Annotated in this window: 13 protein-coding genes; 8 read left to right on the forward strand and 5 right to left on the reverse strand. The window is 36.5% G+C overall.

Going from position 1 to position 17,431, the window contains the following annotated elements:
* Positions 1-155: 155 nt before the first annotated feature.
* Positions 156-2,216 carry a formate dehydrogenase subunit alpha gene (gene fdhF / locus CVD27_RS28815; protein ID WP_374703084.1) on the forward strand — a complete coding sequence of 687 codons (2,061 nt, stop codon included), beginning with the start codon at positions 156-158 and terminating at the stop codon, positions 2,214-2,216.
* Between the two features lie 206 nt (positions 2,217-2,422).
* Positions 2,423-3,307, forward strand: coding sequence for a 3D domain-containing protein (locus tag CVD27_RS17970; RefSeq protein ID WP_101649281.1), 885 nt, complete (start codon positions 2,423-2,425; stop codon positions 3,305-3,307).
* A 138-nt stretch (positions 3,308-3,445) separates the two neighbouring features.
* On the opposite strand, the gene CVD27_RS17975 is transcribed toward CVD27_RS17970, so the two are convergent.
* Positions 3,446-4,747, reverse strand: a complete 1,302-nt coding sequence (locus tag CVD27_RS17975) for a NarK family nitrate/nitrite MFS transporter (protein ID WP_101649282.1) — start codon at positions 4,745-4,747, stop codon at positions 3,446-3,448.
* A 216-nt stretch (positions 4,748-4,963) separates the two neighbouring features.
* The gene (locus CVD27_RS17980; protein WP_101649283.1) at positions 4,964-6,460 is read right to left on the reverse strand and encodes a nitrate/nitrite transporter; all 1,497 of its coding nucleotides are present in this window, start codon (positions 6,458-6,460) and stop codon (positions 4,964-4,966) included.
* 254 nt (positions 6,461-6,714) lie between these two features.
* Here CVD27_RS17980 and CVD27_RS17985 point away from each other — a divergent pair, with 254 nt between their 5' ends.
* The 3 genes from CVD27_RS17985 to CVD27_RS28240 all read left to right on the forward strand — a co-directional run bounded on the left by CVD27_RS17985 (position 6,715) and on the right by CVD27_RS28240 (position 9,609).
* Entirely contained in the window at positions 6,715-8,052 is a 1,338-nt protein-coding gene (locus tag CVD27_RS17985) for a TrkH family potassium uptake protein (RefSeq protein WP_101649284.1), read from the forward strand.
* A gap of 140 nt (positions 8,053-8,192) precedes the next feature.
* Positions 8,193-9,353, forward strand: coding sequence for an acyl-CoA dehydrogenase family protein (locus CVD27_RS17990; protein WP_101649285.1), 1,161 nt, complete (start codon positions 8,193-8,195; stop codon positions 9,351-9,353).
* A gap of 94 nt (positions 9,354-9,447) precedes the next feature.
* The gene (locus CVD27_RS28240) at positions 9,448-9,609 is read left to right on the forward strand and encodes a hypothetical protein (protein ID WP_180960340.1); all 162 of its coding nucleotides are present in this window, start codon (positions 9,448-9,450) and stop codon (positions 9,607-9,609) included.
* A 67-nt stretch (positions 9,610-9,676) separates the two neighbouring features.
* On the opposite strand, the gene CVD27_RS17995 is transcribed toward CVD27_RS28240, so the two are convergent.
* Positions 9,677-9,856, reverse strand: coding sequence for an H-type small acid-soluble spore protein (locus CVD27_RS17995; protein ID WP_101649286.1), 180 nt, complete (start codon positions 9,854-9,856; stop codon positions 9,677-9,679).
* Between the two features lie 79 nt (positions 9,857-9,935).
* Complete coding sequence (locus tag CVD27_RS18000; protein WP_101649287.1) at positions 9,936-10,124, reverse strand: hypothetical protein; 189 nt, start codon at positions 10,122-10,124, stop codon at positions 9,936-9,938.
* Between the two features lie 523 nt (positions 10,125-10,647).
* On the opposite strand from CVD27_RS18000, the gene CVD27_RS18005 reads away from it, so the two are divergent.
* Positions 10,648-12,630, forward strand: coding sequence for an LTA synthase family protein (locus CVD27_RS18005; protein WP_101649288.1), 1,983 nt, complete (start codon positions 10,648-10,650; stop codon positions 12,628-12,630).
* A 120-nt stretch (positions 12,631-12,750) separates the two neighbouring features.
* On the forward strand, positions 12,751-13,263 hold the full coding sequence (locus CVD27_RS18010; protein WP_101649289.1) for an HD domain-containing protein: 513 nt from the start codon (positions 12,751-12,753) through the stop codon (positions 13,261-13,263).
* Positions 13,264-13,301: 38 nt separating this feature from the next.
* On the opposite strand, the gene CVD27_RS18015 is transcribed toward CVD27_RS18010, so the two are convergent.
* Complete coding sequence (locus CVD27_RS18015) at positions 13,302-13,778, reverse strand: hypothetical protein (protein WP_101649290.1); 477 nt, start codon at positions 13,776-13,778, stop codon at positions 13,302-13,304.
* Positions 13,779-13,976: 198 nt separating this feature from the next.
* Here CVD27_RS18015 and CVD27_RS18020 point away from each other — a divergent pair, with 198 nt between their 5' ends.
* Positions 13,977-17,387 carry a hypothetical protein gene (locus CVD27_RS18020; RefSeq protein ID WP_101649291.1) on the forward strand — a complete coding sequence of 1,137 codons (3,411 nt, stop codon included), beginning with the start codon at positions 13,977-13,979 and terminating at the stop codon, positions 17,385-17,387.
* Positions 17,388-17,431: the final 44 nt, after the last annotated feature.

Raw genomic sequence — 17,431 nt, forward strand, 5'->3', positions numbered from 1 at the left:
GGCTCGTCTTATGCTTGTCGGGGCTGATCAAGGCGCTTGCGCTTTTCTAATTCCTTAATTTTCCTTCATAAAAGTTTAATAATTTTGAAACTACAAATGTTGGAAATCGACTATGATGGTAATATAGGTTAATTTTTCTATGGGGAGGGAGTTAGGTGGCAGATACGAAATTTGTTAAAACAATTTGTGGTTATTGTGGTACTGGCTGCGGTCTTGTCTTAGAAGTGGCAGATAACAAAATCATGAAAATACGTGGAGACAAAGAAGCGCCAGTCAATAAAGGACAAACATGCGTAAAAGGAGCATTTGCGTATGAATATGTTCATGCCAAAAGCCGATTAAATTCACCACTGATACGTAAATCGGGACAGCTTGTTGAAGCAACTTGGCAGGAGGCCTATCAATATATTGCTGAAAAGTTATCGGAGATTAAGACTACCTGGGGTTCAAATGCCATAAGTATGTTTGCGTGTGCGCGAAGTACTAATGAATCGAACTATGTTACACAAAAATTTATGCGAGCAGTTTTAAATAGTAATAATATTGATGGATGTAACCGAACGTGACACGCACCTAGTGTTGCCGGTCTGGCAACTATTTTTGGAAGCGGTTCCCCTACAAATACACTTGAAGACTTTGATAGAGCTGAAGTATTACTTTTAATGGGTTCTAACACCACTGAAGCGCATCCTATCATTGCTAATCGAATAAAGAAGGCCGCAAAGGCAGGATTAAAAATCATTGTCATAGATCCAAGAAAAATTGATATGGTTAAATCAGCACACCGACACTTACAGATTAAAATAGGTACGGATATCGCTCTTATAAATGCGATGATTCGAGTTATCATAAAAGAAGGTCTTTACAATTCCGAGTTTATTAAGAAATTTACCATTGATTTTGATCGGTTAGTTAGTCAGGTAGAGCCATATACTCCGGAGTATGCGGCTATGATTACGGGCCTTTCGTCTGAAGATATCGTAACAACTGCCAGGGAGTATGCAGCATCTAATGGTTCAATGATAGCCTATACGCTTGGTATTACTGAACATCATTGCGGTGTAAATAACGTTTTTGATATTGCCAATTTAGCACTATTAACAGGAAATATTGGAAAGCCCGGTACAGGGATTATGCCGTTAAGAGGACAGAACAATGTTCAAGGTGCCGGTGATATGGGAGGCCTTCCTAATCAATTAGCAGGTTCGATGAGTTTAGCTAATGATGAATTTCGTGAACGCTATGAACATGCTTGGGGAATCGAGTTAAATCCACACCCGGGTGATACGCAAACCCGTACTTTTGACAACTTGGAAATGGGTGAGCTAAAGGCACTATATATTATAGGGGAAAATCCACTTCTAGCAGATGTTCACATGAATCATACGAAATCATTATTGGAGAAACTGGATTTATTAATTGTTCAGGACATCTTCTTAACAGAATCGGCTCAAATGGCAGATGTTGTATTACCTGCCCGCTCTTGGGGAGAGGTGAATGGAACGTATACCAATACAGATAGACGAATACAGCGTGTCCGTAAAGCAGTTGATCCACACCCGAATACAAAAGAAGACTGGGAAATACTGTGCGAACTCGCAACTGAAATGGGTTATCCAATGCATTATGAAAGCAGTGAAGAAATTTGGAATGAGGTTAGAAAGCTTGCGTGGGAGATGTATGGTGGAATTTCCTACGAACGTCTTGAAGAAGCGTATAGCATCCACTATCCATGTCCAGATAAGAATCATCCAGGTACATTCATTTTACATGAACGGTTTCACATGCAGGTTCCGGATGTGAAAAAGTCTTCATTTGTTCCAGTTGACTTTACAGAGCCACTAGAACTCCCAGACAGGGATTATCCGTTTACTTTAACAACAGGCCGGCGTTATGAGTCCTATAATACCCATTCACAGACACGCTATTATGCAGCAGGAGTGAAAGTAAAACAAAAAGAGGAGACAGTTGATATCCATCCTGAAGATGCCAGGGTGCTTGGAATAGAAGACGGTGAGGTGGTTCTGGTACGTTCTCGCAGGGGAGAGCTGCAGGTGAAGGCCAAAATTACGGAACAAGTGGTCCCAGGTCTTGTATTTATGAGCTTCCATTGGAGTGAAACTCCAACTAATGTATTAACATTAAATGAATATGACCCCATCTCAGGTACTGCCGAATACAAAGCTTGTGCAGTTGCGATTTCTAAGGGGTCTTAAAATACTATAATAAAAATAGTGCAGGTATAATGTACTGCACTATTTTTTGTATAAACTATTATTTTGAAAATTCTGTTATCTAGAAATACTATTGTAATATAATTGCCATTCTTGTAAAGGAATTAACATCCCCCTGTTCTTTTTCTAGGAAAAAAACATGTTATGATGAGAACAGTTAGCAGCGAAAGAACATGGGAGGAATAGAAATGATAAAACAAATAAAAGCATTCCTAGCAGTTGCAGCACTCTCAGGGACTGTAGGCGCTACTGTACATGCGGAAGAAATTACTGTTCAAAAAGGGGATACTCTTTGGGATTTATCGCAAGTACATAATACATCTGTAGAAAATATCCAAAATTGGAATCATCTTTCTACTGACCTGATTCATCCGGGAGATGTATTAACTATTGCAACGGAAAAACAATATACAGTTCAGCAGGATGATACACTAGGAGATATTGCTTTAAAATATCAAGTACAAGTAAACCAAATAAAAGATTGGAATCAATTAAATACAGATCTTATACATCCAGGATTAAATTTAATCATTTATGACGAAGTAGTCGATAGTGTTAAAAATGTTGAGGCAGATCGTCTTAAAGAGGAAGAGACAGATAAAGGAAATAATCTTGAAAAGCCTGTTGCAAAATCAATTGTAACCTCAACTGAAGCGAATAAGACAATTACCCCGGAACCAGTACCGGCTGCAGAGCCTGTTAAACCAGTTTCAGTAAGCAAACCTGCTGCACCAGCTCCAGTTTCACAACCGGTAAAGGCAGAAAGCAGTGAGGAAAATAACTCAAAAGAAATTACGGTTAAAGCAACAGCCTATACAGCTTCATGTGAAGGATGTTCAGGCACAACAGCAACGGGTGTGGATTTAAAAGCCAATCCTGATGCTAAAGTCATTGCCGTTGACCCAAAAGTTATTCCACTTGGAAGTAAAGTTTACGTAGAAGGTTACGGAGTGGCTACTGCCGCAGATACTGGCGGCGCCATCAAAGGAAACAGGATCGATGTATTTATACCTACAGAGCACGAGGCACTAAAATGGGGTAAAAAGCATATTACAGTTAAAATAATAGATTAAAAAACCTGCCTATTTGAAGGCAGGTTTTTTTGTTTTAAGATAAGAAAGTATAAATATCGACTTCGAGAATTGTCAATCTCCAGGCACCATCGGCTCGAGGTCACAAGCCAATTGGCGGGTGCCTTGCGCTTTTCTTAATTAACTCGCTTGTTTTACTACTGGTTTTACAACAGTTGATTTTCTTTGATAGAAGAACCAGTTTAGGGCAAATGCGATGACATAGAAACCAATAAAGAAGTAGAATGCAGTAACGTAAGTTCCTGTTGCATTAATAGACCATCCGAAAAGTTTTGGAATAAAGAATGATCCATAGGCTGCGAATGCAGCTGAGAACCCGATAACAGGTGCTGCTTCTTTTGGAATAAAGATATTTGGAATCATTTGGAATGTTGAGCCTGATCCAATACCTGATGCTAGGAAAAGTATTAAGAAAGAGAACAAAAATCCATTAAATTGTTTTCCATTTAAGAAGAAAATGACACCTGCTGCGCCAATACCCATTATTACTAATACAAAGGCAGTCACTTTTGCTCCGCCAAGCTTATCTGCCATCCATCCACCTACAGGTCTAGCTGCTGCTGCAACTAATGCGCCAAGGAAGGCAAGTGAAAGATGTTCAGGGAATTGTGATTTCAAAAGAAGCGGGAAGGCCGCAGAGTATCCAATAAATGAACCAAAGGTAGCTACATATAGAGCAGTCATAATCCAAGTATGCTTACGTTTTACAATAACAAATTGATCGGCAAAAGATTGTTTTGCACCTGGAACGTTATCCATCTTAAAAATCGCTAGAATAGTCATAATGGCAATAGGGATTACCCAAATAAAAGCAGCATTTTGTAACCAAAGTGACTGACCATTTGCTAAAACTTGTTTTCCTCCGACTAAAGCAAAAGTTCCTGAAGTAATAATCAATGGAGTAACAAATTGAACGACTGAAACTCCCATATTGCCTAAACCGCCATTAATTCCAAGAGCAGTACCTTTTTCTTTTTTAGGAAAGAAAAAGCTAATATTAGCAGATGAAGATGAGAAGTTTCCTCCGCCAAGGCCACAAAGTGCAGCGAGTAATAACATGACGGAATATGGTGTGTCAGGATTTTGTACAGCGAAACCAATTCCAATTGCAGGGATGGCAAGAATGGCAGTAGAGATAACGGTCCAGTTCTTACCACCAAAAAATCCTACTGCAAATGTATAAATGAATCGAAGTGTGGCACCGACAAGTCCTGGGATAGCGGCTAGTGTTAATAATTGTTCCTCTGTAAAATGAAAACCTACATCGTTAAGTCTTACTGCTACAACCGACCAAATTTGCCAAACAATAAAGGCTAGCATAAGTGACGGTACGGAGATCCATAAATTTCTACGAGCGTGTTTTTTTCCTTCGGCTTTCCAGAACTTTTCATCTTCCGGATTCCAATAATTAATTCGGGCCATTTGTATTTCCCCCTAAATTTTAATTTTATTTAATTTGATCGCATTGTGCTGCTTGTGTAATTACTATAAACTACATGCAAACCTCAATTTTGTGACGAACGTCACAAAAGTAGTGAAGGAAATGTGAACACGGACAGTTAGACAAAAAGTTGTAAAATTTACGGCAAAACAAAAAAATCCTCAGGTTTGAGGATTTCTAATAGTTTCATTATTTTCTTATAACCGATCCTTGGGTTCGTAAAACATAGCTACATAGTTCTTAATAGAACCGGCATCATCTTTAATGGCGGTAATAGTAAGCCACTCTTTGTAAATTTCGTTATTTTTACGCTTATTCCAAATAATGCCCTCCCAATACCCTTTCGTCAATAAACTTTCCCACATGCTTCTATAGTAATCATTGTTATGTTCACCGGATTGAAGGACACTTGGTGTTTTTCCAACTACGTCCTCTAATTTATAACCAGTGATTCTAGAAAAGGCAGGATTAACATTTTGAATGATCCCATTTGCATCAGTAATACATATACCATCAATGGAGTGATAAACTATTTTTTGTGAAAGTTCGAGTTTATCTTGATAAAATAACCAAATTACAATTACGAGGCTTGCTAATGAAAACTCAGAAAGAGACATAAAACCGATCGCATAGTGTCCAGTCCAATTATAGAAGATCGTTAGGATTAAAGGAGGAAAAAATCCTCCTAAACCACCAATTGCTGAAACAATTCCATTGACAATTCCAGCTTGCTTAGAGAAATAAAGGGGTACTAATTTAAAGATTGCCCCATTACCAATTCCTGCAAAAAAGGCTACAAGTAAACATCCAAATGAGTAAATAGGTAAGGATGGTGTAAATGATAATAGAAAACCTGCAAAAGTTAAGCTGAAGAAAACTACCATAAGGATTAATAATGGATTAATCTTATCGCTAAGCCAGCCACCCACTGGCCGAAAGAAGGTAGCTAGAGCGATAAAACCAGCTGTTCGAATTCCAGCATCCATTTTATCTAATTCAAAATGGGTTACTAAAAAGGATGGCAAATAGATAGTAAAAGCAACAAAAGCACCGAATGTTACAAAGTAAAACAAGCTTAATACCCATAGCTTTGGATTTTTATATACCCCTTTAATTTGCACAGATAAGGAATGGGTGATTTTTCGTTCTTGCTTATCACCAAATATAAAATTAAGTATTGAAAATAGAAGTACCAAGATAAAAAAGAATTTTACAGTATTTCTCCATCCAAAAGTGGTAGCAAGGAAAGGTGCCATAAAAGAGGTAATCGCTGTGCCGATATTTCCAGCTCCATAAATCCCGTTAATCAATCCATGTTTTGTTTTTACGTAATATTTTGGTAAAGAAGTAACACCCACTGAAAAAACCGCACCGCCTAATCCCAGCATTAGACCGCCCAAAATGATCATCCATAATGAGTTTGAGTAACTAATGATAACTATGGGTATAAGAAGAATGAGAAAGCTCAGGCAAAATAAAATTCTGGCTCCATATTTATTGGTCCAATAACCTATTGGAACCCGAAGGGTGGAACCAAGTATGACTGGAACAGCAGTTGCCCATGCAATTTCAGTTGAAGTTAAATGAATATCTTCCTTAATAAATGGCATAAGTGAAGAAATAATTACCCAAACCATAAACCCTGCTACAAGACTACTTGTTTGAATGAATAGTTGTTTTGTTCCTATTTTCATGTTCATCCCCCTGTAAGGCCGTTCCTCGTAGTATTCCTTAAGGATCTTGATAAATTTAAAAGCTGGAATCTATCGGATTCCCTAAAGTATTATAAGCCAGAATAATGAAGAATACAGTGAGGTTCGACACTACTGAAGAAATATATTTACATATTTTAAACGTAGTTGTATATTTTTCCTGTAATATGTAGTTTACCAATTCATTTTAAAAAAGTGTATTTTACAAAAATAACCATAAGATTGGAAAGGATAATATGAATCCAAAAAAAGCGTTTTTTGATCCTCCTAAAATCCTTGTTTTGGGATTTGCTTCGATTATTTTAATAGGTGCATGTTTGTTAACTCTTCCTGTTGCTACCACCAATGGGCAAGGGTTAAACTTTTTAAATGCAATCTTCACAGCTACTTCAGCAACTTGTGTAACAGGTCTTGTAGTTGTAGATACAGGTACAACATTTACATTTTTGGGTCAGGTTGTCATATTATCGATGATTCAAGTTGGAGGACTTGGATTTATGACATTTGCAACATTTTTTGCATTCTTATTAGGAAAAAAAATATCGTTAAAAGAGAGAATATTACTTCAAGAATCCTTAAATAATCTTTCGATGGAAGGAATTGTCAGGTTAGCGAGAAGGATTTTAATTTTTACGTGTGTAATCGAATTTATTGGTGCATTGATATTATCCATTCGATTTTCCTTTGACATGCCGTTAAAAAAGGCGATTTACTTTGGTATTTTTCATTCCATTTCTAATTTTAACAATGCCGGATTTGATTTAATGGGGGAATTCCATAGTTTAACTGATTATGTGGATGATCCTATCGTTACATTAACGGTCTGTGGATTAATTATTTTAGGTGGAATTGGCTTTATTGTAATGAATGAACTTTTTGAGTATCGAAAAATTAAGCGCGTTTCACTGCATACTAAAATTGTACTCTTAACAAGCGCAATACTGGTAATAGTCGGAACAATCGGGATTTTTTTATTTGAGTATTCAAACGATCTGACATTAAAGCCATTATCTCTCTCAGGTAAAATACTAGGGTCGCTTTTTCAATCTGTCACTGCTAGAACCGCCGGAGCGAATACGCTAAATATTGGAGATTTAACTCAATCCAGCTCATTGTTAATTATTCTGCTCATGTTTATTGGTGCGTCACCTGGCTCCACGGGGGGCGGTATTAAAACGACTACCTTTACCACATTACTAGGTGCAGTTTGGTCGCAAATCCGCGGGAAAGAAGATGTTATTTTTTATCGTCAGCGTATCGAATATGAAACCATTTATAAAGCACTGACAGTAACATTTAGTGGATTATTTCTTGTCCTGATCATGACTCTTGTTTTAACCATATCCGAACATGGTCATGATTTTTTAACAATACTTTTTGAGGTTACCTCTGCTTTTGCAACTGTGGGACTATCAATGGGGTTAACGCCTGAACTATCACCAATTGGCAAGATATTAATTATTTTCACCATGTTTGCCGGAAGGGTGGGACCATTAACCATTGCTTTTGCGGTAACCATGAGGAGAAACCCTGACCCGTTTCGTTATCCTAAAGGTAAGATCATGATTGGATAGACAATTCAGGAGATTCCTGTTTAAACCAACAGGGATCTTTTTATATATGTAATAACCCGAAAATCTAATTGTTCAGAATTTATGGTAATGTTGTGTTAAAATTTAGGAATCAACTATACGGATAATTAGGAGTGAATAGGATGAACTTTACACAAATTGATACGATTGAAGGGCGTTTGGACCTGATGAAGTCCCTTTCAAAAGGTTTCTTATTAAGAGCACATAATGTGGATATGGAAGGGACGTTCCCTTTTAAAAATATCGACGATCTGAAAAATACAGGTTATACCACTTTGACGATCCCAGCTAAATATGGGGGTAAGGAGATTTCCTTATTTGAACTTGTTCGTCTTCAAGAGAGAATCGCGGAGGGTGACGGGGCTACTGCGCTATCGATTGGATGGCATATGGGGATTATCATGAATCTTCATGAAAAAAATAGTTGGAATGAACCTCTATATAAGTTTTTGTGTGAAGAAGTAAACAATGGTGCTTTGGTAAACAGCGCACAGACTGAACCTAAAACAGGCAGCCCAACACGTGGTGGCCGTCCGGAAACCGATGCAATAAAACAAGGCGAAGGCTGGGTTATTTCTGGAAGAAAAACTTTTACAACGATGGCCCCAGTATTGGATTACTTTATTGTTAATGCAGCTATACAGGATTCAAATGAAATAGCTAACTTTTTAATCCCAAGAGAAACAAAGGGTGTCAGTATTGAAGAAACTTGGGATAGTATTGCTTTAAGAGGAACGGGAAGCCATGATTTAATTTTAGAAGATGTGATGGTTCCCTTTGAATATCTTGTTGAAAAGCCAAATCTAAGCGGTAGAAAAGCAAATGGCTGGCTTCTTCACATACCGGCCTGTTATCTTGGAATTGCAAAAGCCGCACAAAAGTATGCCATTCAATTTGCAAAAGAATATTCTCCAAATAGTATTAATGGGGCGATTATTGATTTACCAAATGTAAGGCAAAAAATGGGTGAAATGGAATTGAAAATCATGCAATCAGAGGCATTATTATATTCTGTTGCAAAACAATGGGATAGTTCCCAGGAACAAGAAAGGGAAAAGATGATTCCGGCTTTAGGTGCTGTAAAGTTAACGGTTACTAATGCTGCCATTTCGATTGTAGACTTGGCTATGAGAATAGTAGGGGCAAAAAGTTTATCTATCCAAAATCCATTGCAGCGGTATTATCGTGATGTAAGAGCTGGTTTGCATAATCCTCCAATGGACGATATGACAATTGAACTTTTGGCAAAGGAAAGCATTATTGATCATCAAAATAACCAATAATTCCTCGGCATTCGACATACTCTAAGAATACCTATGGTTAATGGTTATATATTATCACTATGGGTACCTATTTATAGGAAAAGGAGTGAGGAAGGTGCCAAGAGGTAAAGAATTGGAACAGCTGCCTATGGCTAATATTGCACCGGGAGCTGGTAAAGACGCTGGTAAATATAATAGGGAAGTACTTGGAAGTATGGTTCAACAGCAACAGCCCCAGCCAAGTGAGATTGAAAAAGAAAACGAAGATATGGTTTAAAGCAGGAAATAATTTTTATTTGTTAAAATGGAAAAGCCATCTTTTCTTTGAAAAGATGGCTTTTGAATTATTCTTCAACTAGTTCATGAATTTCTACAGTGCTCCGTTCTTCAAGCGGTCCGCGTAAATGAACGGTGGCAGTTCTTCCGTCTTCGTTTAATTGATCAATCCAAACAGAAGCACCATTATATTTGACTTCGATATCAGCAGAAGAGGATAGAATTTGCTTTACACGGTTTAGATTCATCTTTATTTTCACTCCTGTATAAGATAATTGTAAGGTTGTACGTCTTTATTGTAACCGTTTTCTTCTATATATATATATATTAGTGAGTTGAATATATATCAATCTGGTTCCCGTTAATTGTTCCATCTTCATGTAAATCCTCCATGCTGCGGAGGTAATTCTCAAGTTCCACTTGCATTTCTTTCGGCGCACCCGCTTTTAAATGCCAATTTCCTGGTTCGTCAACAAAGTACGGACTTTTTGTAAACTCCGGCCTCTTTCTAGGCATAAAATCACGTCCTTATCAGTTCGATTCGTTCACTATGAAAAGTTTTGTCAGTTTGGAGAAGTTTATAACTTCCATTATGCTTATGCTTTCCAATAATTATATAATTATTCGGAATCCAATCCGTAAAAGATAAGTCTATATTCTTATTGATTACCTTGTTAGTTCGGGTTTATGATAGGTGAAATAAACTGACATAACTCAGAACGCATATGGCTAGACATTAATGAAAAAAGAAATATCCGTAATTGTGAAACCAAAACACCTTGGTTATCGTCATATATATTTGAGAAATGAAATAGTCATGTCCAACAAACAACTGTCATACTATAAAGGAGAAAAACATTCTGCAAATAGGTAAAGAGCTTGTCAATTTATGCAAAAAAACAAAAGATAATGACTTTGGGGTTGTTTGCAAGAATACATAAAATGGCATATTTTATGTTTTAATTTTTTTAGAAAGTGTGTTATAGTAATTGAGGTTCGTTTACCGGAGCTTATTGGTAAGTGAGAGGAGAATTATGTTATGTCCAAAATTAGACTACCTAAAACAATAAATAATAGCCATATTTCATTCTTTGTAATTGCCGTTTTATTATTCTGGATCAAAACATATGCGGCCTATCAAATTGAATTCAATTTAGGTATTGATAATAATTTGCAGAAATTTTTATTATTGATAAACCCTTTAAGTTCAGCGCTATTCTTTCTAGGGTTGGCTCTGCTCTTTAAAAAACGCACAAAACTTGTCATGATTATTATTAATTTCGTTTTATCATTCTTGTTGTATGCAAATATTGCGTATTATCGTTTCTTTAATGACTTTATTACTGTACCGGTATTAATGCAGACAAAAACGAATGCTGGACAACTGGGGGACAGCGCATTATCTTTAATTTCCCCATTGGATATCTTTTATTTTCTTGATACGCTGATTTTAATTGTTTTAGCATTAACGGTTTTCAAAAAAGTGACGGTAACGAATAGAAAATCATACAAAATTGTTCTATTATTTGCAATCACCACGTTTCTTTTTAATCTAGGTTTAGCGGAAAAAGACCGTCCACAATTATTAACACGTTCTTTTGACCGTAATTACTTAGTTAAATATCTTGGTGCTTATAACTTTACAATTTACGATGTCATCCAAAACATTAAATCTTCTAGTCAGCGTGCATTAGCTGACAGCAGTGATATTACAGATGTTGAAAACTATCGGAAAGCAAATTATGCCGCACCAAATCCGGTTTACTTTGGGAAGGCAAAAGGAATGAACGTGCTTTATATCTCGATGGAGTCCTTCCAAAACTTTATGATTGATTATAAGCTGCCAAACGGACAAGAGGTTACACCATTCCTTAATTCATTGGCACATGATGGAAACACTTTCTACTTTGATAATTTTTATCATCAAACTGGTCAAGGGAAGACCTCAGATGCTGAGTTCTTAATGGAAAACTCATTATATCCAATGGCACAAGGGGCTGTTTTTGTAAATAAAGCACAAAATACCTACCAAGCCATGCCGGCTATTCTGAAAGGTCAAGGATATAGTTCAGCTGTTTTCCACGGGAATTATAAAACTTTCTGGAACAGAAACGTAATTTATAAAGCATTTGGATACGATCAATTCTTTGACGCAGAATACTATAACATGACAGATGAAAATACTAAAAACTATGGAATGAAAGACAAACCATTCTTTAAAGAATCTATGCCTATGCTGCAAAGTTTAAAGCAGCCGTTCTATACAAAGTTCATATCATTATCAAATCACTTCCCGTTTGAAATGGACCCAGAAGATACTGATTTCCCAGCTGGTGACTATGGGGATACGGTTGTGAACCAGTATTTCCAATCTGCTCATTATATGGACCAAGCGTTTGAACAGTTCTTTAATGATTTAAAAGCCAGTGGATTGTACGATAATACAGTCATCGTAATGTATGGAGACCATTATGGAATTTCTGAAAACCATAATGAAGCGATGGCAAAAGTATTGGGTGTAAATGAAATTACTCCTGCAATCAACGCTAAATTACAACGTGTACCTTTATTTATTCACGTACCTGGAGTAAAAGGTGGAGTTCAGCATCAAGTTGGAGGAGAAGTAGATGTTCGTCCAACTGTACTTCATTTATTAGGTATTGATACAAAAGATTATATGGAGTTTGGATCGGATTTACTTTCTAAGGATCATCGTAATTGGGCATTGTTCCGAAATGGTGACTTTGTTTCATCAACCGGTATTCAAATCGGTGAAAAATGCTACTCTTATGAAACAACGGAAATTTTAGAAGATAACACACCATGTAAGAGCATTGATGAAAAGGTAAAAACGGAATTACAAATGTCCGATGAAGTGGTTTATAAAGATTTATTAAGATTCTATAAGCCTGAGGGGTATACCCCAATAAATCCGAATGACTATGAGTATTTAGGGCCAAAAGGAAAAGCTGCAAAAACAACCACTACAACGACTTCAAAAACTTCAACTGAAAATAATTAACAAAGAGAGGGACCTGGTCCTTCTCTTTTTTGTTAACACTGATAGAAAGCAATAGCCATTTTGGACAGGTTAGCATATAATAAGTGAAATACATTCAGAAAAAGGCAGGAGTGAAATCGCATGAGAGACGTGACTTTATTGGATATATTTGAACATCGCATTGCCCAAAAATATTTAAATCGTTCAGGACTTGCCCATGCGATTGCGGTTGCATACCACGCTTTTCATTTGAGTAAAGAACATCAGCTGGATGTTGATATTGCTGCGAAAGCAGGGCTTCTTCATGACATGGGCCACTATACTTGGTATAAAAACGGAAAATGGGATTATGATCTTTATAAACAAAATGATATTCATGCCATTAAAGGGGCGGAGCGGGCACACAAGCTCTTAATTCGTCTAGGAGAAAACCCAATTAAAGCCAAGACCATTGCACTTGCCATTCTTTTTCACACTGACTCTTTTTTACCATCAAATGATATTGTAAGGACACCCTTACAGCAAGTGGTAAAATGGGCGGATGAAAAGGATGAAGAAGAGGGTGGAATGCATCATTATCGTACGATTGAATATGAACGGGCAAAAGAAAGCATCAAACGTTTAGATAGATGGATTGACGAAGAAATCCAATAATTATAAAAGGCTGTGCTTATATTAGCACAGCCTTTCGCTTAAACTCGTTTAAAGCCTTCTTCCTTTAGGAAGTCAATTGCTTCATCGTACGTATCGAAGCTTGCGTCAAGGTTTAAGCCAAAGTAAATATTCCATGCGTCATTTTCATTAAGCAATATGAGAATATTGCCATCAGCGTCTCCCCAGCGCTCCTCTTCTAAATCTCCTGTAATAGCTTCCTCATTTGTTGTTCGTTCTATAGGAGATAATCCAGAAATGGATTCCGTTAAAAGCTTACGAAGCTGCTCGGCTGAAAAATCACGGATATTAACCATTCCTTTTTCATCTGTTTCATAGTCATTTATATGACCAGCATAGACAAAACCATTACCATTTGGGTGAAGATGATAAACGATATTTTTCTTATCAGAAATACTGTTTGGAAACTGGAAATTTACACGCTTTAAAGAAACATCTTTTCTTTCTAATTCCGGAAAAGATTCAATAATCGCTAGTTTTTCATTAAATGTCAGCATATATTACTCCTTCTGTGTTTAACAAATCTTCTCTAATCATACAGATATTTTCCCCAAACGTAAATGCGAATATATTTAAAAATAGAAAGTATTGAAATTTGTTTAAAATGGTGTAAAATTACACTAAAGGGGTAATCCTATAAAAAATAACAAAAATTACATGAAATACCTTATTCAAAAGAAATGAGGGGAGTTTACATGGAGACCAATTTAAGGGAAGAGAGAAGAAGAATCTTTAGGTCTGAGTTATTCAAGTTAAGAGATGAAGGATACCTTTCGCATCCGATAGTCGAGACAGTTGCGAAAGCACATCACCAATACCAACTTGATTTACTTAAAGAAGATGAGGCACTCGTGCAAAATATGCCTGCACTTTCCAATCAAATACCTGCTTCTCTATCAAAACCAATCAAAGAAAAAAAGATACATACACCAGAAGAGGTTCGAGAAAGAAACATTACTTGGTCGCTAAATATCGGGGTAATATTTCTATTAATCGGTGGTTTATTTGTGGCAACAAGTAATTGGGAATCCATGACAAGTATAATGAAGAGCGGCTCAATCGCTATTGTATCAATATTATTTTACGGAATTGCTTACTTAACAAAGAAAGTGCTTCATATTGATAAAACGGCTTTTGCGTTTACCGTGTTAGGGAGTTTATTTTTGCCTATTTTCATCCTGTCATTAGGATGGTTTGGACTCTTAGGTTCGTATTTATCAGTTAATGGCCAGGGAAGATATTTACTAGGGATGCTTGGCAGCTTCCTTCCCCTCATAGTGTATATACTATTTGCTAAACATTTAGCTTCAAGATTATTTGTTTGGTTCTCGTTTGTTTCATTGTCTATAGGGATTTCATTTTTACTAGCAGGACTTTATTTAAAGGTCGATTTCTTTTATTTAGGAATAGTATTGTTTAACGCTGTCCTCATCCTTGTATATCGACGGATAAAAAATCGAGATTTATTACCATTATTCACGCAAGAATTTGTACCATTTGTCCAAGTGAATTTAATTTTATCTACATTGTTTATGCTTTTCCTATTTGATAATGAGGTTTTGTACAGTTTTAACGTCCTGTTAACTGCTGTGGTTTATTTATCAATGATGTATGTCACTGGCAGGAAGGAATATCACTTTGTCTTTACAATCATGTTAGTTTATGGAATATACCAGCTTGTTGAGAATAGCATCCTTGATTATGCGGGGGGAATTGTCTACGCGTTTGTTGCATTTGGTTTAATCCTTGTTCCTAAAGCAATAAAAGGGAGGTTCTCGTTAGAAAAAGTATTCCAATATACAAGTGCCGTTATTTCAGGTTTAGCCTTTATCTATATTAGTTTGGAAGGGGTATTAATTCGTAATGGGCAGCCGGCAATTGTCTTGATGCTTGCCTATTTAATAATGGCAGCGAACTTTATTTATCTTTCCAACCAAAATTCTCGATTTATCTTTCCTTACGTAAGTTCACTTTTTTTGTCCTCGGGGATTTATGAAGGAATTTCATTAGTAGCTAGTCCTTTTGAAGCAATCAATTTTGCACTTAAAATTTGTTTAACAGGGTTTGTTTTGTTTTTTGTATTTGGAGTAGTTCAAATATCTGAACATGTCAAAATTATTCGAAATGCTGCGGTTGAAATAGGATTGTCTATTATGGCAATAGCCATGGCCATTTCGATTGTTTTTCTCTATTGGTGGGAATTAGGTGTGATGCTATTGCTTTTAACAGTTGCAGCCTATTTACTATATCAATATCAAACAAGAGTTATACTGAAGAAAGCAGGATTCTGGTTATTGCCTGCCTCCCTTGGATTATCCGCAGTAGCTTTTGGTGAAGAAATAAATGGAAAATTTGCAAATTATTATAATGAATATGGGTATTCTGTTAATTTCGCTGGGGGAGCGGTAATCGTATTATTTTCAAGTATTCTTTGGCAAAAGATAAATAAAAATGACTTTACAAGAAGTTCATTGTTTATATCCCAGGCACTTTATACAATCGCCATTTTCCATGCAATGATTAGTCCTATTAATCACCTTTGGGTTCAACCAGTTGTTATGGCTGCGGGGATATGGATGTATTCGTATTTTTATAGGAAGATTAGGACCAATTGGATCCCTTATTTAATCAGCGTAACGACACTCCTTTGCTATTTTTCCATAGTTAATACCATGAGGGAATGTTTTACCTTTAATGAAGTGGTAAATTCATTAGTCACCTCAGTTAGTGCAATAATTCTTCTTATCATCGCTGGCTTTTGGCGCAAAAGGAATACAGACCTTGAGGCTGCTTTTGCATGGGTTGGGCACATTTTCTTTCCACTTGCTCTTATCTTTACTTGGTTTGTATATCATGCAAATTCTGTCTTTAGCTTTATAATGGCCCTGGCTGGATATATAGTTAGTACAAAATTAGCTGTTAGGGAATGGAAAATGAAGTATTTCCTTTATGGAAGTTTTACAGCATTATTTTTTGTTATTTCAACTGGGCTGGATCGGTTAAATCTTAAAATGGATGGAAATTATGAATTTCTCATCACAAGTGGGCTAATACTGGCGTTTTTCCTTGGCACTAATCCGGAATTTAAAAGACGAACAACTTTTTATTTTGTCCCATTTTCCACGCTGGGAATAGGCTCTATGCTTATGACCTATCCATTCGGAATAGTGACATATCTTGTTACCTGCCTATATATTATTTTGCTGTTGTTTTATTTGCATAAAGTGAAATGGGATATCTTTGCGCTTGTCCCATTAGTATGCTCGTTCTTGGCGGCTGTAGCATACACGTATGGCAGTGATTTGACGGAGCATGAAAAAATTCTAGTCTTTGCGATTGCAGGCATTCTATTAATTTTCATAGGTCAAAACCTATACAATCAGCTTTTTGAACTAAAAACTAAGTTTTGGAAAGTAAAGATAGATGGATATACAGTGATAGCTTTTTTGTACTTTGCATTTATGTACTCCTTAGAAAATCTGCAGCTTTGGAGTCATGCATTGCCTGGTACGTTGATTGCCCTCTCTTTCTGGATCCAAAGAAAAAGAGTACTGGCAGATTATACGGCATTCATTACAATTGCAGCCGGCGGGTATCTGTTACAACCTTATTATGCTATCCTTGGCAAAATATCTATTCCTTCCTTATGGGAGAGAGAAGTATATGTGTTACCCTTTATCCTGTTAGTCATTTTCATCCGCCAATGTTTAAAAGGGAAGTATGCAAATGTAGTAAAGGTAATCCAATGGCTTGTATTAGTGATGGTCTCGCTGATTTTAATTCAGGATGCGATGGAAAGCCATACGATCTATGATGCTATCATTTTAGGCTCACTTTCCTTGTTATCAATGATAGTGGGCATGTTTATTCAAATAAAATCGTACTTCTTTGTGGGGGCTGGTGTATTGTTGTTAAATGCTTTCCTGCAAACGAGACCCTATTGGGGGAACATGCCTTGGTGGGCATATTTGTTGATTGCCGGGTTAATTCTTATTTCCATAGCAAGCTTTAATGAATGGCATAAACAAAAAGCTCAAAAAGGCGAATCCACATTTATTACATTTCTGAAAGTAAATATCATTGATAAAATAAGGAAATGGGATTAGGAAAATCTTTTCAATAAACACTTACTGTTGATAATAACTATAAA

It is taken from the genome of Neobacillus cucumis, from assembly GCF_002860255.1.
Taxonomy (GTDB): domain Bacteria; phylum Bacillota; class Bacilli; order Bacillales; family Cytobacillaceae; genus Neobacillus; species Neobacillus cucumis_A.